Source organism: Xanthobacter sp. AM11, from assembly GCF_047444035.1.
Taxonomy (GTDB): Bacteria; Pseudomonadota; Alphaproteobacteria; order Rhizobiales; family Xanthobacteraceae; genus Xanthobacter.
The window spans coordinates 3937887-3958222 of the sequence record NZ_JBLAOA010000001.1; the positions used below are offsets into that span (position 1 = coordinate 3937887).

At 71.4% G+C, this 20336-nt stretch carries 15 protein-coding genes; 6 read left to right on the forward strand and 9 right to left on the reverse strand.

Annotation, left to right across the window (positions count from 1 at the left end; translation table 11 throughout):
- Positions 1-209 precede the first annotated feature (209 nt).
- Positions 210-2840: an aminopeptidase N gene (pepN, locus tag ACI7BZ_RS18050; RefSeq protein ID WP_414118521.1), complete on the forward strand. Its 2631-nt coding sequence runs from the start codon at positions 210-212 to the stop codon at positions 2838-2840.
- 96 nt (positions 2841-2936) lie between these two features.
- Here the strand turns inward: pepN and ACI7BZ_RS18055 are convergent, their stop codons facing one another.
- The 4 genes from ACI7BZ_RS18055 to ACI7BZ_RS18070 form a co-directional block, all read right to left on the reverse strand.
- Positions 2937-5903 carry a bifunctional [glutamine synthetase] adenylyltransferase/[glutamine synthetase]-adenylyl-L-tyrosine phosphorylase gene (locus tag ACI7BZ_RS18055; protein ID WP_414118522.1) on the reverse strand — a complete coding sequence of 989 codons (2967 nt, stop codon included), beginning with the start codon at positions 5901-5903 and terminating at the stop codon, positions 2937-2939.
- A gap of 156 nt (positions 5904-6059) precedes the next feature.
- Positions 6060-7448, reverse strand: a complete 1389-nt coding sequence (locus ACI7BZ_RS18060; RefSeq protein WP_414119209.1) for an ATP-binding protein — start codon at positions 7446-7448, stop codon at positions 6060-6062.
- A gap of 22 nt (positions 7449-7470) precedes the next feature.
- Positions 7471-8187, reverse strand: coding sequence for a response regulator transcription factor (locus tag ACI7BZ_RS18065; protein ID WP_414118523.1), 717 nt, complete (start codon positions 8185-8187; stop codon positions 7471-7473).
- A 248-nt stretch (positions 8188-8435) separates the two neighbouring features.
- Complete coding sequence (locus tag ACI7BZ_RS18070; RefSeq protein ID WP_414118524.1) at positions 8436-10040, reverse strand: Do family serine endopeptidase; 1605 nt, start codon at positions 10038-10040, stop codon at positions 8436-8438.
- A 221-nt stretch (positions 10041-10261) separates the two neighbouring features.
- On the opposite strand from ACI7BZ_RS18070, the gene ACI7BZ_RS18075 reads away from it, so the two are divergent.
- The 3 genes from ACI7BZ_RS18075 to ACI7BZ_RS18085 are packed head-to-tail and all read left to right on the forward strand — an operon-like array spanning position 10262 to position 12020.
- Positions 10262-10651: a COG4315 family predicted lipoprotein gene (locus ACI7BZ_RS18075; protein WP_414119210.1), complete on the forward strand. Its 390-nt coding sequence runs from the start codon at positions 10262-10264 to the stop codon at positions 10649-10651.
- A 59-nt stretch (positions 10652-10710) separates the two neighbouring features.
- Entirely contained in the window at positions 10711-11223 is a 513-nt protein-coding gene (locus tag ACI7BZ_RS18080) for an RNA polymerase sigma factor (protein ID WP_414118525.1), read from the forward strand.
- On the forward strand, positions 11220-12020 hold the full coding sequence (locus tag ACI7BZ_RS18085; protein WP_414118526.1) for an anti-sigma factor family protein: 801 nt from the start codon (positions 11220-11222) through the stop codon (positions 12018-12020). The genes ACI7BZ_RS18080 and ACI7BZ_RS18085 overlap by 4 nt, the downstream gene beginning before the upstream one ends.
- Here the strand turns inward: ACI7BZ_RS18085 and ACI7BZ_RS18090 are convergent, their stop codons facing one another.
- The 4 genes from ACI7BZ_RS18090 to ccmI are packed head-to-tail and all read right to left on the reverse strand — an operon-like array spanning position 12021 to position 16170.
- Positions 12021-12509, reverse strand: coding sequence for a cytochrome c-type biogenesis protein (locus ACI7BZ_RS18090; protein ID WP_414118527.1), 489 nt, complete (start codon positions 12507-12509; stop codon positions 12021-12023).
- 2 nt (positions 12510-12511) lie between these two features.
- Positions 12512-14497, reverse strand: a complete 1986-nt coding sequence (locus ACI7BZ_RS18095) for a heme lyase CcmF/NrfE family subunit (RefSeq protein WP_414118528.1) — start codon at positions 14495-14497, stop codon at positions 12512-12514.
- Positions 14498-14500: 3 nt separating this feature from the next.
- Positions 14501-14980: a cytochrome c maturation protein CcmE gene (gene ccmE / locus ACI7BZ_RS18100; protein ID WP_414118529.1), complete on the reverse strand. Its 480-nt coding sequence runs from the start codon at positions 14978-14980 to the stop codon at positions 14501-14503.
- Positions 14977-16170: a c-type cytochrome biogenesis protein CcmI gene (ccmI, locus tag ACI7BZ_RS18105; RefSeq protein WP_414118530.1), complete on the reverse strand. Its 1194-nt coding sequence runs from the start codon at positions 16168-16170 to the stop codon at positions 14977-14979. Before ccmI ends, ccmE begins: the two co-directional genes overlap by 4 nt.
- Before the next feature lie 247 nt (positions 16171-16417).
- On the opposite strand from ccmI, the gene ACI7BZ_RS22115 reads away from it, so the two are divergent.
- Both ACI7BZ_RS22115 and ACI7BZ_RS18115 read left to right on the forward strand, forming a co-directional pair.
- Positions 16418-16873 (forward strand): YidB family protein, encoded by a 456-nt coding sequence (locus ACI7BZ_RS22115; RefSeq protein WP_510803690.1) that lies wholly within the window; start codon positions 16418-16420, stop codon positions 16871-16873.
- 190 nt (positions 16874-17063) lie between these two features.
- Positions 17064-19271 carry a transglycosylase domain-containing protein gene (locus ACI7BZ_RS18115; RefSeq protein ID WP_414118532.1) on the forward strand — a complete coding sequence of 736 codons (2208 nt, stop codon included), beginning with the start codon at positions 17064-17066 and terminating at the stop codon, positions 19269-19271.
- A gap of 108 nt (positions 19272-19379) precedes the next feature.
- Here ACI7BZ_RS18115 and ACI7BZ_RS18120 read toward each other — a convergent pair whose 3' ends face one another.
- The gene (locus ACI7BZ_RS18120) at positions 19380-20156 is read right to left on the reverse strand and encodes a hypothetical protein (RefSeq protein ID WP_414118533.1); all 777 of its coding nucleotides are present in this window, start codon (positions 20154-20156) and stop codon (positions 19380-19382) included.
- Positions 20157-20336 lie beyond the last annotated feature (180 nt).

A 20336-nucleotide genomic window follows, 5' to 3' on the forward strand; every position in this document is an offset into this window, starting at 1 on the left:
TATCCCACGATCGCGTGCAATGGACCGCCGGGGGCGGGGCGGCGGGCAGGTCGCCCACGGCGCTCCCGGCCCCTCCGCTGCGGCGGCGACGGCGGCGCGGGATGCGCCGCGCGCCTTCCCTCCCCGCCACCTGCGCTTTACTCTGCCGACCCGACCGATACCGCCAGCAACGAACGCGCCGCCACCGCCGGGCGCGAGGAGCCTGTTCCATGCGTGATGCCGAGCCCCAACCCATCCGCCTTGCCGATTATCGCCCGCCGGAATGGCTGGTGGACAAGGTGGATCTCGATTTCGCGCTGCACCCCTCGCAGACCCGCGTCACCGCCCGCCTCGCCCTGCGCCGCAACCCCAAGGGCACGCCCGGCGCCCCGGTGGCGCTCGATGGCGACGGCCTGACGCTGGTGCGCCTCGCCATCGACGGCAAGCCGCTGGCCGGCCCGAGCTTCGAGGCGAGCCCCGACAGCCTGGTGATCGCCCATCCGCCGGCGGACGCCTTCATGCTGGAAATCGAGACCCTGGTGGACCCCACCGCCAACACCCAGCTCATGGGGCTTTACCGCACCTCCGGCAATTACTGCACCCAGTGCGAGCCGGAAGGGTTCCGCCGCATCACCTATTATCCCGACCGGCCGGATGTGCTCTCGGTCTTCACCACCCGCATCGAGGCGGACAAGGAGGAGGCGCCGGTCCTCCTCGGCAACGGCAACCTTTCCCACACCGGCGACATTGCCGGCACCAATCGCCACTTCGCCGTCTGGCACGACCCCTGGCCCAAGCCGTCCTATCTGTTCGCCCTGGTCGGCGGGCGCCTCGCCCGGGTCAGCGCCCCCTTCGTCACCGCCTCCGGGCGGCAGGTGGAACTGGGCATCTATGTGGAGGAGGGCAAGCAGGCCCGCGCCGGCTATGCCATGGATGCGCTGAAGCGCTCCATGCGCTGGGACGAGGAGGCCTTCGGCCGCGAATACGACCTTGACGTGTTCAATATCGTCGCAGTCTCCGACTTCAACATGGGCGCCATGGAGAACAAGGGGCTCAATGTCTTCAACGACAAATACGTGCTGGCCAGCCCGGAGACTGCCACCGATGCGGATTATTCCGGCATCGAGGGGGTCATCGCCCATGAATATTTCCACAACTGGACCGGAAACCGCATCACCTGCCGCGACTGGTTTCAATTGTGCCTGAAGGAGGGCCTCACCGTCTTCCGCGACCAGGAATTCTCCTCCGACCAGCGCTCGCGGCCGGTGAAGCGCATTGCCGACGTGCGCATGCTCAAGGCCGCCCAGTTCACCGAGGATTCCGGCCCCCTCGCCCATCCGGTCCGGCCGGAAACCTACCGCGAAATCAACAACTTCTACACCGCCACCGTGTATGAGAAGGGGGCGGAGGCGGTGCGGATGCTCAAGACTCTGCTGGGAGAGGATGGCTTCCGCAAGGGCATGGACCTCTACTTCCGGCGCCACGACGGGGAAGCCGCAACCATCGAGGATTTCCTCGCCGCCTTCGCCGACGCCACCGGCCGCGACCTCACCCAGTTCGCCCTCTGGTATTCCCAGTCGGGCACCCCGCTCCTCACCGTCAGCAGCACCTATGATGCGGATGCGGGCACCTTCCGCCTGGATGTCACCCAGTCGGTGCCTCCCACCCCCGGGCAGCCGGAGAAGAAGCCCATGCTGGTGCCCCTCGCCCTCGGCCTGGTGGGGCCGGACGGGCGGGACCAGCCCCTCACCCTGGGCAATGTGCCGGTGGAGCACGGCGTCATCGAGGTGACGGAGGCGCAGCAGAGCTTCCTGTTCACCGGCCTCAGCGCCCGGCCGGTGCCCTCGCTCAACCGCGGCTTCTCGGCGCCGGTGAATCTGGTGAGCGACCTTTGCGACGACGATCGCGTGTTCCTCGCCGCCCATGACGCGGACCCCTTCAACCGCTTCGATGCGCTCCAGCGGCTGGCGCTGGAGCTGCTGAAGGCGGGCGCGCGCTCCGGCACCCTGCCGCCCGCCGATGCCCTGGTGGAAGCCGCCCGCGGCCTGATGGCCGACACCGCCCTCGACGCCGCCTTCAAGGCGCAGGCGCTGGCCCTGCCGGGCGAGGGCGAGGTGGCGCGGGAGCTGGCCCGCGACGTGGACCCCGACGCCGTTCACGCCGCCCGCACGGCGCTGCGCCGCACCCTGGCCGGCGCCCTCGCCGCCGATTTCGCCGCCGCCTACGAAGCGGAGCGGGCGGACGGCCCCTTCTCCCCCGATGCGGCCTCCGCCGGCCGGCGGGCCCTGCGCAACCTGAGCCTCGATTACCTGGCCGTGGCCGGCGGCGCCGATGGCATCGCCCGCGCCTGCGCCCAGTTCGAGGCGGCCGACAACATGACCGACCGCATCTTCGCCCTCGCCGTGCTGGCGCAGCATGACGTGCCGGAGCGCGAGGCGGCCTTCGGCGCTTATTACCAGCGCTTCGAGGCGGACGCCCTGGTCATCGACAAATGGTTCACCCTCCAGGCGCAGATCGCCGCCCGCTCCACCCTGGACCGGGTGAAGGACCTGATGCTGCATCCCGCCTTCTCGCTGGGCAATCCCAACCGGGTGCGCTCGCTCATCGGCGCGTTCGCGGCCGGCAACCCCACCGAGTTCAACCGCCCCGACGGGGAAGGCCATGCCTTCGTCGCCGACGTGGTGCTGACGCTGGACAGCAAGAACCCGCAGGTGGCGGCGCGGCTCCTGGCCTCGTTCAAGACCTTCCGGCAACTGGAGCCGGTGCGCCGCGCCAGCGCCGAGCGGGCGCTGCGACGGGTGGCCGAGACCCCCGGCCTCTCGCCCGACGTGGCCGACATCGCCACCCGCTCCCTGGGGTGAGGGGGCAAGGGCAGGAGTAGCGAGGGGGAGACGGGCTTGAGGGGCCGCCCGTTGCCCGCCGGCCATAAGCCGGTGGCGGCGCGTGCTCCCCTCCCCCTACCTCGCCGCCAGAACGCGTTCGAAGATCTCGCGCACCTTGTCCTGGGTGTCGGCGAGGTCCGCCTCCAGGGTGGCGAAGTCCGGCATCTCCCCGGCGCGGGCCAGCAGCGCCCTCAGGGCCGGGCTCGCGTCGGGCGGCACCTCATGGGCGTCCACCGCCAGCCGCAGCACCTGGGTGAGGTTCTGGTAGAGCCGGCAGGCGCGCAGCAGCACGTGGGCATCCTCCGGCGCCAGCAGCGCGAGCCGCTCGGCGGCGGCGAGGATGCGCACGGTGGCGGTGTCCACGATCTGCGGATGGGCATGAGCGTGGGCGAGCACCAGATATTGGGCGAGGAACTCCACGTCCACCTGCCCGCCCCTGGCGTGCTTCAGGTTCCATTTGTCGTCCTCGCCCTTCTCGGCGGCGATGGCCCGGCGCATGTCCAGGATGTCGCCGGCGAGCCGGCGCGGATCGCGCGGCTGGGCCATCACGGCATGGACCACCTCTGCCACCCGGGCGCCGAACGCCGGCGTCGCGGTGATCACCCGGGCGCGGGTCAGGGCCATGTGCTCCCAGGTCCAGGCCTCCTCGCGCTGGTAGGCCGCGAAGGAGGAGAGCCGCGTCGCCAAGGGGCCGGAGCGGCCGGACGGGCGCAGCCGCAGGTCCACGTCATAGAGCTTGCCGGCATTGGTGAGCGAGGTCAGCGCGGTGATGAGGCGCTGGGTGAAGCGGGCGAAATATTGCGCGCCGGACAAAGGCCGCGGCCCGTCGGAGGTGGAATCCGCCCCGGCGTCGAAATCATAGAGCACGATCAGGTCGAGGTCGGAGCCCGCCGTCATCTCGCGCCCGCCCAGCTTGCCCATGGCCAGAACCGCCGTCTCGGCCCCCGCGATGGTGCCGTGGACCTCGCAGAAGCGCGCGCGCACCCGGGTGTGCAGGGCGCGGATGATCACCTCGGCCAGCGCCGCATAGGCCTCCCCCGCCCGCGCCGCCGGCAGGGTGCCGGAGGCGATGCGCACGCCGATGAGCACATGCTGTTCCTGCCGGAAGCGCCGGGCGCGGTCGAACTGCTCTTCCTCCGTGGCCGCGGTGTCGAGCAACTGGTCGAGATGGGCGGCAAGGCTCGCCGCGTCGGGCAGCACGTCGAAGAAGGCGGGGTCCAGCAGGGCATCGGTCAGGGAGGGACGGCGCGCCAGCGTCTCCCCCAGGCGCGGGGCGGCGGCCAGGATGGTGGCCAGCAGGCGCACCAGGTCGGGATGCCGGTCCAGCGCCACCAGCAGCTGGGGGCCGGGCAACTCGGTGAGGAAGCGGTCGGCGGCGATGAGCGCGCCGTCGGGATCGCCGCCGCGGGCCAGCGCCTCCAGCATCAGCGGCACGATGCGCACCAGATGCAGCCGCGCCGGCTCCGTCTTCAGCGCCCGCGGCGCGCCGCAGAGCCAGCGCCGCACGATGGCGCTCGCCGCCGCCGGATCACGAAAGCCCAGCCGCGCCAGGGCCGCCAGCGTCTGCCGGTCGTTCTCCTGCGGCGGGAACACGAGTTCGGCATCCAGCACCGCAGGCGGGGCCACGTCCTCGAACAGATTGGCGTAATGGGTCTGCACGATCTGCAGCCGCGCCACCAAAGCGGCGGCGAAGGCGTCGCGGTCGCCATAGCCCATGAAGCGGGCGAAACCCTCCATGGCCTCCCGCGCCTCGGGCAGGGAATGGGTCTGCGCGTCCGCCACCATCTGGATGCGGTGCTCGACCCGGCGCAGGAAGAGATAGGCCTCGGCCAGCTCGTCCCTCACCTTGGGCTCGATCCAGCGGTGGGCGGTCAGGGCCTCCAGCGCATCGAGGGTGCGCGAGGTCCGCAGCAGGGGATCGCGCCCGCCGGCGATGAGCTGCTGGGTCTGGACGAAGAATTCCACCTCGCGGATGCCGCCGCGGCCGAGCTTCACATTGTGCCCCTCCACCGCCACCACGTCGTGGCCGCGGAAGGCGTGGATCTCGCGCTTCATGGCGTGGACATCGGCGATGGCCTGGAAGTCCAGCACCCGCCGCCACACGAAGGGGGCGAGGTCGGCCAGGAAGGCGCGGCCCACCTCAAGGTCACCGGCCACCGGGCGGGCCTTGATATAGGCCGCCCGCTCCCAGGTTGCGCCCTCGCGCTCGTAATAATCGAGCGCGGCCGCGGTGGAGAGGGCCACCTGGGTGGAGCCGGGATCGGGCCGCAGGCGCAGGTCCACCCGCAGCACATAGCCATCGGCGGTGCGCTCCTGCAGCAGCCGCACCAGCCCCTGCGTGAGCTTCACGAAGAAGGGGGAGGCCGACACCTTCTCCGACAAGGGCGCGCGCTCGCGGTCATAGACCACCACAAGGTCGATATCGCTGGAATAGTTCAGCTCCCGGGCGCCGTGCTTGCCCATGGCGATCACCGCAAGGCCGCAGCCCACCGCCGGCTGCGCGGGATCGGGCGGCAGCAGGCGGCCGGCGCGGGCGGCGTCCGCCAGGAGGAAGTCCAGCGCGCCGCGCACGGCGGCGTCGGCCACGTCCGACAGCGCCGCCGTCACCGCCACCAGGTCGAAGGCGCCGCCGATGTCGGCAAGGGCGATGAGCAGCGCCGCCTCGGAGCGCATGCGGCGCAGCGCCCGCATCACCTCCGCCTCGGCGCGCGCCTCGGCGATGGCGCCGGCGCAGGTGGCGATGAGGTGGTGGAGGTGGGCGCGCGGATCGCCGGCAAGCACCCGCACCAGCCGTGCCGGCTCCGCCCGCACCAGTTCGGTCAGGAAGGGCGAGCCCTCCACCATGCCGAGGCACGCCGCATGGGCCGCCGGGGCGGCAGCCAGCAGCGCGTCGAGCACGGCGCGATCCTCGCCGCCGAGCATCTGCGTTGCGTGGGAAAGTTTAATCTTTGCCGCCTCGGCATCCGTCAGGACGGGGGCTTCCCGCATCAGGGCGGCGAGGGGGGGCCGGTCGGGCGAATCCGGTTCCAGGGGCCAGCGCATGGTGTAACCTAAAGGCACGAGCGCCTTGCGATGCGCAAGCCCCCGCGCGCAAATGCGACGCACGGGAGGCCCTGCGCGCCGCGACGATGAACAGCTTATGAAGCCCGGCCGCCAAAGGTTAACGCACGATGGGGCCGCTCCGGGTGCGCCCGCGTATTATTTCGCCGGCAAACGAAAGGTCGCCACCAGCCCCGGCGCATTGTCGGCGAAGGAGAGGCTGCCCCCGTGCAGGCGCGCCACCGCCGCCACCAGGGAAAGGCCGAGGCCGGAGCCCGGCCGGGTGCGGCTCGTCTCCAGCCGCACGAAGCGGTCCACCACCCGCTCGCGGTCCGCCGGGGCGATGCCCGGCCCGGTGTCCGCCACCGTCAGCACCGCCTCCCCGCCCTCGCGGGTGACGGTGACGACGATGCGCCCCCGGCTTCCGTCCGCCGGGCGGCCGTACTTGATGGCATTGTCGATGAGGTTGGAGAGCGCCTGCGCCAGCAATTCGCCGACGCCGTGGATGGGGGCCTTCTCCACTGCCACCGACAGGTCCAGCCCCTGCTCGTCCGCCAGCGGCTCGTAAAGCTCGCAGACGCTTTCGGCGATGTCGGCGATGTCGATGTCGCTCATGATGGCCCGCGCCTGCCCCGCCTCCGCCCGGGCGATCATCAGCAGGGCGTCGAAGGTGCGGATGAGGCCGTCGCTCTCCTCGATGGTGCCTTCGAGCGCCGCCCGCCACTCCTCCTGCGTGCGCGCCGTGCGCAATGCCTCCTCGGAGCGGTTGCGCAGGCGGGTGAGCGGGGTCTTCAGGTCGTGGGCGATATTGTCGGACACCTCCTTGAGCCCCTGCATCAGCGCCTCGATGCGATCGAGCATGGCGTTGAGGGAGTGGGCGAGGCGGTCGAACTCGTCCTCGGTGCCCATGAGCGCCAGCCGGCCGGAGAGGTTGCCAGCCATGATGGTCTCGGCGGTGGCGGTCATGGAATCGATGCGCTTGAGCACGCGCCGCGTCACGAACACGCCGCCCGCAAGGCCCAGCACCACGATGAGCAGCACCGCCCATTGCGCCGGGCGGGCCACCAGGTCGCGCAGGGTGTCGCGCTCCTCGATGTCGCGGCCCACCAGCAGGCGGTAGCCGCCGGGCAGGATCATGGCCTGCACGAAGGCCACATGGCTCTTGGCGCCGGCATCGTCGGAGCGGTTGTAGGTGGTGAAGCGCGTGCCGGCCCGGTCGAGCAGGCCGATGGGCAGGTCGGAGACGTTGGTGGCCAGCACCTCGCCCTGGAAATTGGTGAGCATGTAGATGGACGAGCCCGGCCGCCGCGTGCGCCGGTCGATCACATAGACCAGGCGCTGGATGCCGCCGATGCGGTACTGGTCGGCCAGGAAGCGCACCTCGCCGGCCAGATCGTCCGCCACCTGCCCCTGGATCAGCTCGCGGGTGTGCCAGGCGGTGTAGACGATGACGGTGACGGCGAACACCGCGAACACCACCAGATAGGCCGCAAGCAGCTTGAACGCCGTGGTGCGCACCAGCCGCGCCAGGTGGGACAGGGCCTTCATGGGCTTAAGGGCGCGCAACGGCTCATGCCACGCCCGCCCGCACCATGTAGCCGGCACCGCGCACGGTGTGGATGAGCGGCACGTCGAACCCCTTGTCGATCTTCGAGCGCAGGCGCGAGACATGCACGTCGATGACGTTGGTCTGCGGGTCGAAGTGGTAGTCCCACACGTTTTCCAGCAGCATGGTGCGGGTCACCACCTGCCCGGCGTGGCGCATGAGATATTCCAGCAGGCGGAATTCCCGCGGCTGAAGCTGGATCTCCCGGCCGGAGCGGGTGACGCGGTGGGCGAGGCGGTCGAGCTCCAGGTCCGCCACCTTGTAGGCGGTGTCGGCGCCCTGGCCGACGCCGCGCCGCGACAGCGCCTCCACCCGCGCCAGAAGCTCGGTGAAGGCATAGGGCTTGGGCAGGTAATCGTCGCCGCCGGCGCGCAGGCCCTGCACCCGGTCGTCCACCTGCCCCAGCGCCGAGAGAATGAGCACCGGCGTCGTGTGGCCGCGCCCGCGCAGCTCGGCGACGAGGGACAGGCCGTCGCGGGCCGGCAGCATGCGGTCCACCACCATCACGTCGTATTTGCCGTCGAGGGCGAGGGCGAGCCCCTCCTCCCCGTCCGCGGCGTGGTCCACCACATGCCCGGCCTCGCGGAAGGCCTTGCGCAGATATTCGGCAGCGTCGCGGTCGTCCTCGACCAGGAGGAGGCGCATGGCGGAGAGGGGACCCGGATCGAGATTCGCTGTCATCACTCTAGCTCACCGTGCGGGCAGGTCCATGCGGGGTGCGGGAGCGGACCCCGCTTCATGCGGCGCGGGTTTGGCCAGGTCGGCCGCACCCGTGCCAAAAAAGTGGCGCGGGAAGCCCTCTGGAGCTTCCCGCGCCGTCGGAGCCGAGGCGGCTTCAGGGGGCGATGGCGAAACGGCACCTCGGGTCCGAGGGGACACCCGCCGGCGCGGCAGGCCGGCCGGCGGGTCGTTCGGTTCGACGGGGCCGGTCAGCCCTTGGCCTTGGCGTCCAGGGTGATGGCGACGAAGCGCACGCCCTCGCCGCTCTTCACCTGGATGAGCACCGCCTTGCGGTTCTCGGCCTTGGCGGCGGCGAGGCCGTCGCGCACGTCCTTGGGGGTGGAGACGGTCTTGTCGCCCACCTTCAGGATCACGTCGCCGGTCTTGAAGCCGCGCTGGGCGGCGGCGCCGTTGGGATCGACGCCGGTCACCACCACGCCTTCGCCGCCGGCACCGCCGACGCCCTTGGCCGGGGCGAGCTGCAGGCCGAGCCGCGGCAGGTCCTTGCCGCCGGCGCTGTCGTCCTCACCCTGCGGCGCGCCGGAACGCGCGGCCATCTGGTCGTTGGGCAGCTGGTCGAGCACCAGCGAGAGGGTCAGGGGCTTGGTGTCGCGGATGAGATCGAGCTTGATCTCGGTGCCCGGCTTCATCATGCCCACCTTGCGGGTCAGCTCGCGGGCCTCCTTGATGGACTCGTTGTTCACCTTCACGATCACGTCGCCGGCCTTCAGCCCCGCCTTGGCGCCGGGGGTGTTGGGCTGCACCTGGGCCACGAGGGCCCCTTCCGCCGCCTTGATGCCCAGGCCCGAGGCGAGCTCGTCGGTCACCGGCTGGATCTGCACGCCGATATAGCCGCGGGCCACCGAGCCCTTGTCGCGCAGCTGCGCCACCACGGTCTTCACCGTCTCGGAGGGGATGGCGAAGGCGATGCCCACATTGCCGCCCGAGGGGGAGACGATGGCGGTGTTCATGCCGATCACCTCGCCGTTCAGCGAGAAGGTCGGGCCGCCGGAATTGCCCCGGTTGATGGGGGCGTCGATCTGGATGAAGTCGTCATAGGGACCCGAGCCGATGTCGCGGCCGCGGGCCGAGACGATGCCGGCGGTCACCGTGCCGCCGAGGCCGAACGGGTTGCCCACCGCGATCACCCAGTCGCCGACGCGCGGCGCGCTGTCCGCGAGCTTCACCCACGGCAGGTTGGTCACGTTGTCGATCTTCAGCAGGGCCACGTCGGTGCGCGGATCGGTGCCGATCACCTTGGCCGCATATTCCTTGCCGTCGGTGGCGGTCACGTCCACCTCGTCGGCGCCGTCCACCACATGGTTGTTGGTCACCACATAGCCGTCGGCGGAGATGATGAAGCCGGAGCCCTGGCCCACCACCGGGCGCTCACCCCTGGGACCATGGCCGCGCGGGCCCATGCCCGGACCGCCCGGGCCGCCGGGACCGCCCGGGCCCATGCCGGGGCCACGGCCCTCGCCGAAGCCGAAGCGCTTCAGGAATTCCTCGATCTGGGGCGGGACATTGCCGCCGAACTGGCCGCCGAGACCGCCCTCGCCGCCCATGGCCATCTGGTCGCCGGCATCCTTCTTCACCTTCACCGAGACGACGGCGGGAGAAACCTTCTCCACGATGTCGGCGAACGAGAAGGTCCCGGCCGGCTGCGCGGTGGTGATCTGGGCGAAGGCGGGCGAATTGACGGGGGGCACGAACTGGCCGGCCACGACGCCGGCGAGCGCGAGGCCGACGACGCCCGCCAGCAGGGCACGGCGGTGGCGCTTCGTCACGGAGGGAGTGTTGTCGGAGCGGTTCATGTGCGTTCGCGTCTCTCTCATTGTCTGCCGCTTCGGCAGGATCGGGGGAGAGGCTAGGGCGTGGAGCGTTACCGCAGTCTGGCGGGCGGATTAAGGTTCGGTAATGTGGCACACGCGTGCGTGACGGCGCCTGCGCGGCGGTGGCGAGGGAATAGAATGCCGGCTGCGGCGTCTTCTCCTGTGCAGACCCCCCTGCATCGAGGAGATTTCCCGTGCCCCGCCTGTCCGCTCCCGCCCTGTCCGTTGCGCTGGCCGCAGCCGCCCTCGCCTTCTCGCCCCTGGCCGCCCTTGCCGCCGATCCGGCCAAGGTGGCCGAGACCTCCAAGGGCAAGGCCCTGGTGGACGCCTCCGGCATGACCCTCTACGTGTTCGCCAAGGACAAGGACGGCGCCTCCAACTGCAATGGTCCGTGCGCCACCAACTGGCCGCCCCTGAAGGCCGCGGCCGGCGCCGCCGCCGCCGCGCCCTGGTCCATCGTCGTGCGTGCCGACGGCTCCAGCCAGTGGGCCTACAAGGGCAAGCCGCTCTATACCTGGACCAAGGACAAGCAGCCCGGCGACGTCACCGGCGACGGCTTCCTGGAAGGCGCCTGGGCCATCGCCCGGCCGTGACCCCGCGCCCGGCGCCCCCCGCGGGGTGCCGGGCCCTTCCTCCGATGGATGGACGCCGCATGGCAAGCGACACCCTCGACGGACGCCTGGAAGCGCAGATCCCCCATCTGCGGCGCTACGCCCATGCGCTGCTGCGCGACCGCGACGCCGCCGACGACCTGGTGCAGGACTGCCTGGAACACGCCCTCTCCCGCTGGTACCAGCGGCGCAGCGATGCCGACCTGCGGGCGTGGCTGTTCGCCATCCTGCGCAATCTCTACATCTCCGCCCACCGCACCCGGGCGCGCCGCGGCACGCCGGTGGAGCTCGACGCGGTGGCCGACCCCGGCCTGCCCGCCGACCAGGAGCGCGCCCTCGTGGCGCGCGACGCCCTCGGCGCCCTCGACCTCTTGCCCGAGGAGCAGAAATCCCTCCTCCTGCTGGTGGGCGTGGAGGAGCTGTCCTATGCGGAGGTGGCGCGGGTGCTGGACATTCCCCTCGGCACGGTCATGTCGCGCCTGTCGCGCGCGCGCCAGCGGCTGCGCACCCTCGTGGACCCGGACCCCGCCCCCATGCTGCGGAGAGTGAAATGACCCCCTCCCCCATCGGCGAGGACGACCTGCAGGCCTATATCGACGGACAGATCGACGGCCCCCGCCGCGCCGAGGTCGAGGCCTATCTCGCCGCCAGCCCGCAGGTGGCCGCCCAGGTGGCCGCGGACCTGCAGCACCGCGCCGAGCTGCGCGCGCGGCTGGAGGCCATCGCGGCGGAGCCGGTGCCGGCGCGGCTGCGCATCGCCCACCTCAAGGCCGCACGGCGGGCGCGGACCGGCGGCCGGCTGCGGGCCGTGGCGGCCGGGCTGGCGCTGCTGACCACCGGCGCGGCGGGCGGCTGGATGGCGGGACAGGCCGGCATCGCCGCCCCCGTCCCCGGTCCCGCGCTCCAGGTGGCGCGGGATGCGGCGGCCGCCTATCGTACCTTCGTGGTGGAGGTGGCCCACCCGGTGGAGGTGGACACCACCCGCGAGGCGCACCTGCTGCAATGGCTCTCCCGCCGGCTGGGCCGGCCCCTGTCGGCCCCGGACCTCTCCGCCTACGGCCTGCGGCTCATGGGCGGGCGGCTGTTGCCGGCCGAGGCCGGCGCCGCCGCCCAGCTCATGTATGACGACGCCAGCGGGCGGCGCATCACCATCTATGTGGAAGCCGGCCGCGGCGGCGAAACCGCCTTCCGCTACCAGCAGGAGGGGGAGGCGGGCACCTTCGCCTGGATCGACCGCGGCTTCGGCTTCGCCGTCACCGGGCCGGGCGGGCGCGACACGCTGCTGCCCATCGCCGAGGCGGTCTATCGCGGGTTCGAGGCGGCGCCGCAGGAGCCGGGGCACCGCCTGTGATCATTTGGGGGCGGGCGGGCCGGCCCCCTCCGCTTCTTCCCCCAGCAGCCGGGCGAGGCGTGCTTCCTCCTCCGGGCTGAGGCGCGCGGGCGCAGCGACGCCGCGGCGGCGCAGGCCGAACACGGCGGCCAGCACGCCGAGGCCCAGCACCAGCAGGGGCGCCGCCCACAAAAGCGCATTGCGCCAGGAGAAGCGGGGGCGCAGCAGCACGAACTCGCCATAGCGCGCCACCATGAAGTCCAGCACCTGGGTGTCGCTGTCCCCGGCCTTGAGGCGCTCGCGCACGATGAGGCGCAGGTCGCGGGCGAGGGGGGCGTCGGAATCGTCGATGGACTGGTTCTGGCACACCATGCAGCGCAGCTCGGCCGACAGCGCCCGGGCGCGGCTCTCCAGCACCGGATCGCCCAGCACCTCGTCCGGCTGCACGGCGAAGGCGGGGCCCACCAGGAGGGCGAGGAGGACGAGGGCGACGGAGATCGTGCGCATCATCATCATTCCGCCGGCACCGCCGCCCGCCGCCGGCCCGCGGCCGGACGCGGAGCGCCGACCCGCAGGCGCCGGTCGGCCAGAGACAGGGTGCCGCCCAGCGCCATCACCACCGCCCCGAGCCAGATGAGGGTGACCACCGGCTTGTAGGTGGCGCGCAGGGACACCTGCCCGTCCGCCGTCTCCTCGCCGATGCTCACGTAAAGCTGGCTGAAGCCGAAGGTGCGGATGCCCGCTTCCGTGGTGGCCATCTGGCGCGCCGCGAACATGCGGCGCGACGCCTCGATGGTGCCCTGGGGGGCGCCGTCCTCGCGGATGGCGAACACCGCCGTGCGGGCATGGAAGTTCGGCCCGCTGCGGTTTTCCATCCGCTCCAGGGTGAGGGTACGCATGCCGATGGCCACCGTGTCGCCGACCCGCACGGAGGCGATCTTCTCGTGGCTCCACGAGGCTTCGCACACGATGCCCAGAAGGCACACGCCCACCCCGAAATGGGCAAGGGCGGTGCCGTAGGCCGAGCGGGGCACGCCGGCGAGGCGGGCAAGGGCGATGCGGGCGCTCACCCGTCCGAGGCCGGCACGCTCGGCAATGTCCGTCAGCGCGCCCAGCATGATGAACACGGCCAGCCCGAGCGCCAGCGGCGCCAGGGTGGGTCCGCCCTCGGTGGCCGCGGCGGTCACCACCGCCGCCACCACGGCAAGGCCGGCGGCCAGCATGAGGCGCTGGGCGACGCCGAACAGGTCGCCGCGCTTCCACGCCAGCAGCGGCCCGAACGGCATGGCGAACACCAGCGGCAGCATCAGCCCGCCGAACGCCAGGTTGAAATAGGGCGGCCCCACGGTGATCTTGGCGCCGGTCAGCGCCTCCAGCGCCAGCGGATAGAGGGTGCCCACCAGCACCGCGGCGGTGGCGGCGGTGAGGAACAGGTTGTTCAGCACCAGCGCGCCTTCCCGCGACACCGGCGCGAACAGCCCTCCCTGCTTCAGCTCCGAGGCCCGCAGCGCGAACAGGCCCAGCCCGCCGGCGATGAAGACGGTGAGAATGGCGAGGATGAACACGCCGCGCGCCGGATCGCTGGCGAAGGCATGCACCGAGGTGAGCACCCCCGAGCGCACCAGGAAGGTGCCCACCAGCGACAGGGAGAAGGCGAGGATGGCGAGCAGGATGGTCCACACCTTCAGCGCATCGCGCTTTTCCATCACCACCGCCGAATGCAGCAGCGCGGTGGCCGCCAGCCACGGCATGAGGGAGGCGTTCTCCACCGGGTCCCAGAACCACCAGCCGCCCCAGCCCAGCTCGTAATAGGCCCAGTAGGAGCCCATGGCGATGCCCAGGGTGAGGAACACCCAGGCGGCAAGGGTCCAGGGGCGCACCCAGCGCGCCCATGCGGCGTCGATGCGGCCCTCGATCAGCGCGGCGATGGCGAAGGCGAAGGCCACCGAAAGGCCCACATAGCCGAGATAGAGCAGCGGCGGATGGATGGCGAGGCCGGGGTCCTGGAGGATGGGGTTGAGGTCGCGCCCCTCCGCCGGCGGCGGCATCACCCGGGCGAACGGGTTCGAGGTGAACAGGATGAAGGCGAGGAAGGCGCAGCCGATGGCCCCCTGCACCGCCAGCACATAGGCCTTCAGCCGGTCCGGCAGGTTGGTGCCGAACGCCGCCACCAGCGCGCCGAAGAAGGCGAGCACGAACACCCACAGGAGCATGGACCCCTCGTGGTTCCCCCAGGTGGAGGTGAACTTGTAGATCAGCGGCATCTGCGAGTGGGAGTTCTCCACCACATTGGCCACGGTGAAGTCCGAGGTCACGTAGAGCTGCACCAGCGCGCCGAACGCGAAGGTGACGAAGCCGAACAAGGCGAGGGCGATGGGCCCCGCCGCCCCCATCAGCACCGCATCGCCGCGGGCGGCGCCCCAGGCGGGCAGCAGGATCTGCGCCAGCGACAGGGCGAAGGCGAGGGCGAGGGCATATTGGCCGAGTTCCGCGATCATGGCTCAGCTCCCCGGCGCGCGCGGGGCGGGCGAGGCGGCGCCCGGCGCCGGCGCGCCGTCCTTCCACACGCCCTGCTGCTTGAGGGCGTCGGCCACCTCGCGCGGCATGTAGCGCTCGTCATGCTTGGCCAGCACGCTGTCGGCCTTGAAGCTGCCGTCGGGCTGGAGCACGCCTTCCGCCACCACCCCCTGCCCTTCACGGAACAGGTCCGGCAGGATGCCCGAATAGGCCACCTTCACCACCGCATTGCCGTCGGTGACGGTGAAGGTGGTGAGGGTGCCGGCCCGGGTGACGCTGCCGGTTTCCACCAGCCCGCCGAGGCGGAGGCGGGCGCCGGGCTCCACCAGGCGCTGCGCCACCTCGGTGGGCGAGCGGAAGAATACGATGGTGTCGTTGAGGGCGGACAGGATCAGCCCCGCGGCGAGGGCGAGCACGCCGAGTCCCGCTCCGATCAACACCAGCCGCCGGCCTTTGCGCGTCATCCCTTGCCTCCTGCGGCGAGCGCCTTCTCGGCGGCATCGAGCCGGCCGAGGGCCTCTGCATTGTCCTTGAAGACGCCACGGGCGGTCTTCAGCGCCTCCTGCGCCTTGTCCTTCTCCCCCAGCACGTCATAAGCGCGCACCAGGCGCAACCAGCCGTCGAGATCATCGGGCTGGGCCTGAAGCCGCTCGGCCAGGCGCGTGACCATGCCGCGCACCATGGCGTTGCGCTCTTCGGCGGAAAGGCTCGCCGCCGCCGCAACGTCCGCTGCGCCGGGGCCGGGAGCGGGATTGGCGGGCGTCGCGCCGGATTGAGGCGGCAGGGCTGGCGCGGGCGCAGCCGGCATCTGCCCGCCCACCCGGGCAAGCGCGGCCGCCAACATGGGGCGCCAGGGCGCATTCGCCGGCGAGCGCGCCGCCAGCTCGCCCCAGATGCGGGCGGCATCGGCCGGGCGGCCGTCCTGCTCGGCGGCAAGGCCGAGGAAAAAGCGCGCGCGCGGCTCGTCCGGGTCCAGTTCCAGCGCGGCGGCAAAGGCGCGGGCGGCATCGGCGGTCACCAGCCCGTCGGCGGCGATCATCAGGGCCTCGCCGCGGGCGGACAGCCGGTCGGCGGTGGCGCCGAGGATGCGGATGGCCTGCCCGTAGGCGCGGGCGGCGTCCTGCGGCCGGCCGATGCGCAGATAGACCGGCGCCAGAATCTCATAGCCCTGTCCGTCGTCGGGATTGCGGGCGAGATGCTCCTCCACCCGCCGCACCAGAATGGCCACGTCGCCCCGGTCCGGCGGCGCGCTCAGGCGGGTGGCCAGCGGCGCGCCGGGAAGGGCGGGCGTGCCCAGCACCCCGTAGAGGGCGACCGCGCAGGCAGGCACCAGCACCAGGCCCGCGAGCGCCGCCATGCGGCGGCGGCGGACGGTGCGCGCCGGATTTGCTGCACTGCCGTCCTCGCCCTCCCGGGCCGCGTCGGCCGCGATCATACGTCGCGCCACCTCGACCCGCGCGGCCTCCGCCTCGGCCCGCGGCAGGCGGCCCGATTTGGCATCGCGCGCGATCTCTTCGAGCTGGTCGCGATAGACGGCAAGGTCCGCATCGCGCGCCGCCCGCACCGAACGGGCACGCGACAGCGGCCAGAGGACGGCGAGCGCCGCAAGGGCGGTCATGAGCGCAAAGGCGGCGAACAGGGGAAGTGAGATCATCAACCAAGCCGTTAGCGACAGAAACCGCAGATGCAAAGGTCACACACGGTCTCAGCGGCGCGGAGCCGCAGGTCCGCTCGGACTTGTGATCGACTTGAGCGGTCCGATCCGGTACATCAACCCTCGGCGTCCCGCATCTTGCACCGCAACCTTTCGCAGTGCAGCAGGCCGCAGCCTCGCGCAGGCTAGACCGACCCCTCGGGCACAACCCCACCGGAGCCGTTCCGGGAAGCGTGGAGACAAGGCCATGGGCCTCTTCGACCAGATGTTGGGCGGCGTTCTCGGCAATGTCCTTGGACAGGCCGGCAATTCAGGCGCCCTCGGCGGCCTGCTCAATTCGGCGCTGAACGGCCCCATGGGGCAGGCGCTGCCGGGCATGCTGAACAGCGCCCTCGCCAACACCTCCTTCGGCAATCTGGAAGGGCTCCTGGCCCAGCTCCAGCAGTCCGGCCTGGGCGACCAGGTGGCGAGCTGGCTGTCCAACGGCCCCAACGCCGCCGTGAGCGCGGAGCAGATCACCGCCGCCCTCGGCGACACCCAGCTCGGCCAGATCACCGCCGCCCTGGCCGACACCCAGCTGGGCCAGCTCGCCGCCTCCTTCGGCCTTTCCGCCGAAACCCTGCCGAGCCTGCTTTCGCAATATCTGCCCACCGTCATCGACAAGCTCAGCCCCAACGGCGTGCTGGAGATGCCCAGCGCCTGAGCGCCACGCGCACCGCCGTTCCGGTGCGCGGCCGTTCACACGGGCGGGAGGGGGCCGCCTGCCCGCTCGCGCTCCCCTGCGCGCCGCGCTATAGAGGAACAGCGCGCAGGCCCGCCCGGCGGGCGGGCACCGGCCCCCGGCCGGTGATTCGCCGGCGCCCGTGACGATGAGTTGAGACCGAGCGCGAGCCGTGACCGATTCCCAGCGCCCTCCCCCGCCGAAGCGCCGCTCCCTGCTGACGCGGCTGCGCGGCCTGCTGCTGGATTTCGACGCCGCCCTCGACAGCGGCCTGTTCTCCCTCGGCGCGCGCACGCGGCGCGCCCTTTCCGCCTATTCCGCCTTCACCGAGCGATTCAACCTCACCGGCGTGCCGCGCTTCGCGGTGGGGCTGGCGTCCGATGGCCTCACCCTCAGCGCGGTGGGCGCGATGGGCATGCTGGCGCTGGCCATCCCCGCCTTCCGCGAAACCTCCGACGACTGGCTGAAGCGCACCGAGCTGGCCGTCACCTTCCTCGATCGCTACGGTAATACCATTGGCGAGCGCGGAGTGAAGCAGAACGACACGATTCCCCTTGAGGACATTCCCGACCAGCTCATCAAGGCGACGCTGGCCACCGAGGACCGGCGCTTCTACGAGCATTGGGGCATCGACGTGGCCGGCACCTTCCGCGCGGTGGTCACCAATGCGCGGGCCGGCGGGGTGCGCCAGGGCGGCTCCTCCCTGTCCCAGCAATTGGCCAAGAACCTGTTCCTGTCCAACGAGCGCACCATCGAGCGCAAGATCAAGGAGGCCTTCCTTGCCATCTGGCTCGAATCCCACCTCACCAAGAGCCAGATCCTGAAGCTCTATCTCGACCGCGCCTATCTCGGCGGCGGCGCCTATGGGGTGGATGCGGCGGCGCGCTATTATTTCGGCAAGTCGGTGCGGGAGGTGAACCTGGCCGAGGCCGCCATGCTGGCGGGCCTGTTCAAGGCGCCGTCCAAATACGCGCCGCACATCAACCTGCCGGCCGCCCGCGCCCGCGCCTCCACCGTGCTCGACAATCTGGTGGAAGCCGGCTTCATGACCGAGGGCCAGGTGTTCGGCGCCCGGCGCAACCCGGCCACGCCCGTGGACCGGCGCGACGACGAGGTGCCGGACTTCTACCTCGACTATGCCTTCGGCGAGGTGAAGAAACTGGTGGACCAGTTCCCGCCCTCGGTGGTGGAGCGCAACTTCATCGTCCGCACGGGCCTTGACCCCAACATCCAGAAGGTGGCGGACGCGGCGCTGGAAACCTCGCTGGCGGAGTTCGGCCGCGACTACAAGGTGAAGCAGGGCGGCGTCGTGGTGATGGAACCGAACGGCACCCTGCGGGCCATGGTGGGCGGGCGCGATTATGGCGAGAGCCAGTTCAACCGCGCCACCGACGCCCTGCGCCAGCCCGGTTCCTCGTTCAAGCCGTTCGTCTACACCGTGGCGCTGATGAACGGCATGAAGCCCTCCACCATCGTGCAGGACGCCCCCATCTGCCTCGGCAACTGGTGCCCGCAGAATTACGGGCGCTCCTACATGGGCTCCATCACGCTGAAGACCGCGCTGCAGCACTCGCTGAACACGGTGGCGGTACGGCTGGCGGAACGATTCGGCCGCAAGCGGATCGTGGACCTCGCCCACCAGATGGGCATCCGCACCCCGCTGCCCATCAGCGCGCCCCTGCCCCTGGGCGCCGCCGAGGTGACGCTGTTCGATATGACCACCGGCTATGCGGTGTTCGCCAACGGCGGGCGCAGCGTCTACCCCCACGCCGTGGTGGAGATGCGCATCGGCGATGGCGACGTGGTGTGGCGCTTCGACCGCGACGCGCCCAAGCCGGTGCAGATCATCCCCATCCAGCAGCTCAACGACATCAACGACATGCTGAACAACGTGGTGGAGAACGGCACCGGGCGCCGCGCCCGCCTCGTCAACGCCAAGGTGGCGGGCAAGACCGGCACCACCAACGCCTATCGCGACGCCTGGTTCATGGGCTTCACCGGAAATTACGTGGCTGGCGTGTGGTTCGGCAATGACGATTACGCCATGATGAACAAGATGACCGGCGGCTCGCTGCCGGCCATGACCTGGCAGAAGGTGATGGCCTATGCCCACCAGGGAATCGACATCAAGCCGATCCCCGGCGTGACCACGCCCCTGCCGAAGATCGAGGAACCGCCGGCCATGGTGAACGTGCCCGGGCTTGCCACCAGCGAGCGGCCGGTGACGCTTTCGCCGCGTTCCGCCGAGCGCCTCGCCGGGCTGGAGCGCCTGCTGAAGGAGGCGGAGGTCCGCCTGTCCTCGGTGTCTGCGCCGGTGCCGGCCGAGCCCGCGCCAGCGACGCCGGCCACGCCCGTTCCGGCCCCGGTGCGGCGGAACTAAACGCCCGCACCGAAGTCCCTACAGGGGTGCAAGTCTACAGGGGTGGAAGTCCCTACAGGCGAACTGCCCCCCCCCCCGGGGGAAAAGGGCGCGCCCGCCTCACCCGGCCTACCGGTCGCCCTGGGACTGCGCGACATGTTCGCGCAGCTCCTGAAGCGAGGCGAAGCGGACCACGCCGTCGGGCAGGTCGGCCTGGATGGAGCCGTCGGAATAAAGCGTATAGGCCATGCCGCCGACGATGCCGGACTTGAGGATGCGCGGCTCCTCCTCCTCGCTGCGGCGGGCCGGCGGCGGAGGCGCGGCCGGCGGCTCCGGGGCGGGCCGGGGCGCGCGGGGCGGCGGCTCATAGCCGGTGCGCGGCGGGCGGGCGGGCGGGCGCGGCGCGGCGGGTTCGGTGCGCCGTTCCAGGCGCTGCCGGCGGGCTTCCACCATGGGGTCCTGCGTTTCCGCCGGCGGGGTGGCCAGCACCGGGGCCTGGCGCGTGAAGCCGGGGGCGCGCTCGCGTTCCGGCGCGGGGGCGGGCGGCGGCTCGGCGGCGGTGTCCTCGGCGGCCTCGTCCTCCGGCGCCAGAAGGTCGTCCATGGAAAGCCGGGGCGCGGCCGGGGCGACCGGGGCGGGAGCGCGTGGCGCGGGCGGCGGCAGCGGCGCCTCCTCGCCCCCCTCGTCACGGATGCCGAGACGGCTTTCGATGCGGTCCGTCAGGCGTTCCAGCTGGCGCAGCACCAGTCCCATGGCGGTGATGACGAAGCCGCCGGAGGCCGCCACCGCTCCCGTGGTGATGAGCGTGTTGCCGAAGGTGGACACGAAGATGACTGCGCCAAACGCAATGACCGCAAGGCCGGCCAGTGCGATCAGCACGCCGAGAAGGACCAGGAACCACCACATCTCGTCACCCCCGCATTCCACTTTCCGGCTGTGCGCCGCAGGACACCCTCGGTGGCTCGTCGCCGGGAAAATCGACCTCATCAAGGTTGTTTGAAGGCAGCGCGCGCCCTATCTAGGTCCGTGCTCGGACATGTCGTATACCCGGTGCGCCGGGGTCCCGATTTCTCCCCGAGCGCGATG

Coding starts and splice junctions, on each gene's coding strand:
- ACI7BZ_RS18120 (WP_414118533.1), bottom strand. CDS start 20,156: ATGTGGTGGTTCCTGGTCCTTCTCGGCGTGCTGATCGCACTGGCCGGC.
- ACI7BZ_RS22115 (WP_510803690.1), top strand. CDS start 16,418: ATGGGCCTCTTCGACCAGATGTTGGGCGGCGTTCTCGGCAATGTCCTT.
- ACI7BZ_RS18060 (WP_414119209.1), bottom strand. CDS start 7,448: ATGAAGGCCCTGTCCCACCTGGCGCGGCTGGTGCGCACCACGGCGTTC.
- ccmE (WP_414118529.1), bottom strand. CDS start 14,980: ATGACGCGCAAAGGCCGGCGGCTGGTGTTGATCGGAGCGGGACTCGGC.
- ccmI (WP_414118530.1), bottom strand. CDS start 16,170: ATGATCTCACTTCCCCTGTTCGCCGCCTTTGCGCTCATGACCGCCCTT.
- ACI7BZ_RS18085 (WP_414118526.1), top strand. CDS start 11,220: ATGACCCCCTCCCCCATCGGCGAGGACGACCTGCAGGCCTATATCGAC.
- ACI7BZ_RS18055 (WP_414118522.1), bottom strand. CDS start 5,903: ATGCGCTGGCCCCTGGAACCGGATTCGCCCGACCGGCCCCCCCTCGCC.
- ACI7BZ_RS18090 (WP_414118527.1), bottom strand. CDS start 12,509: ATGATGCGCACGATCTCCGTCGCCCTCGTCCTCCTCGCCCTCCTGGTG.
- pepN (WP_414118521.1), top strand. CDS start 210: ATGCGTGATGCCGAGCCCCAACCCATCCGCCTTGCCGATTATCGCCCG.
- ACI7BZ_RS18095 (WP_414118528.1), bottom strand. CDS start 14,497: ATGATCGCGGAACTCGGCCAATATGCCCTCGCCCTCGCCTTCGCCCTG.
- ACI7BZ_RS18065 (WP_414118523.1), bottom strand. CDS start 8,187: ATGACAGCGAATCTCGATCCGGGTCCCCTCTCCGCCATGCGCCTCCTC.
- ACI7BZ_RS18070 (WP_414118524.1), bottom strand. CDS start 10,040: ATGAACCGCTCCGACAACACTCCCTCCGTGACGAAGCGCCACCGCCGT.
- ACI7BZ_RS18080 (WP_414118525.1), top strand. CDS start 10,711: ATGGCAAGCGACACCCTCGACGGACGCCTGGAAGCGCAGATCCCCCAT.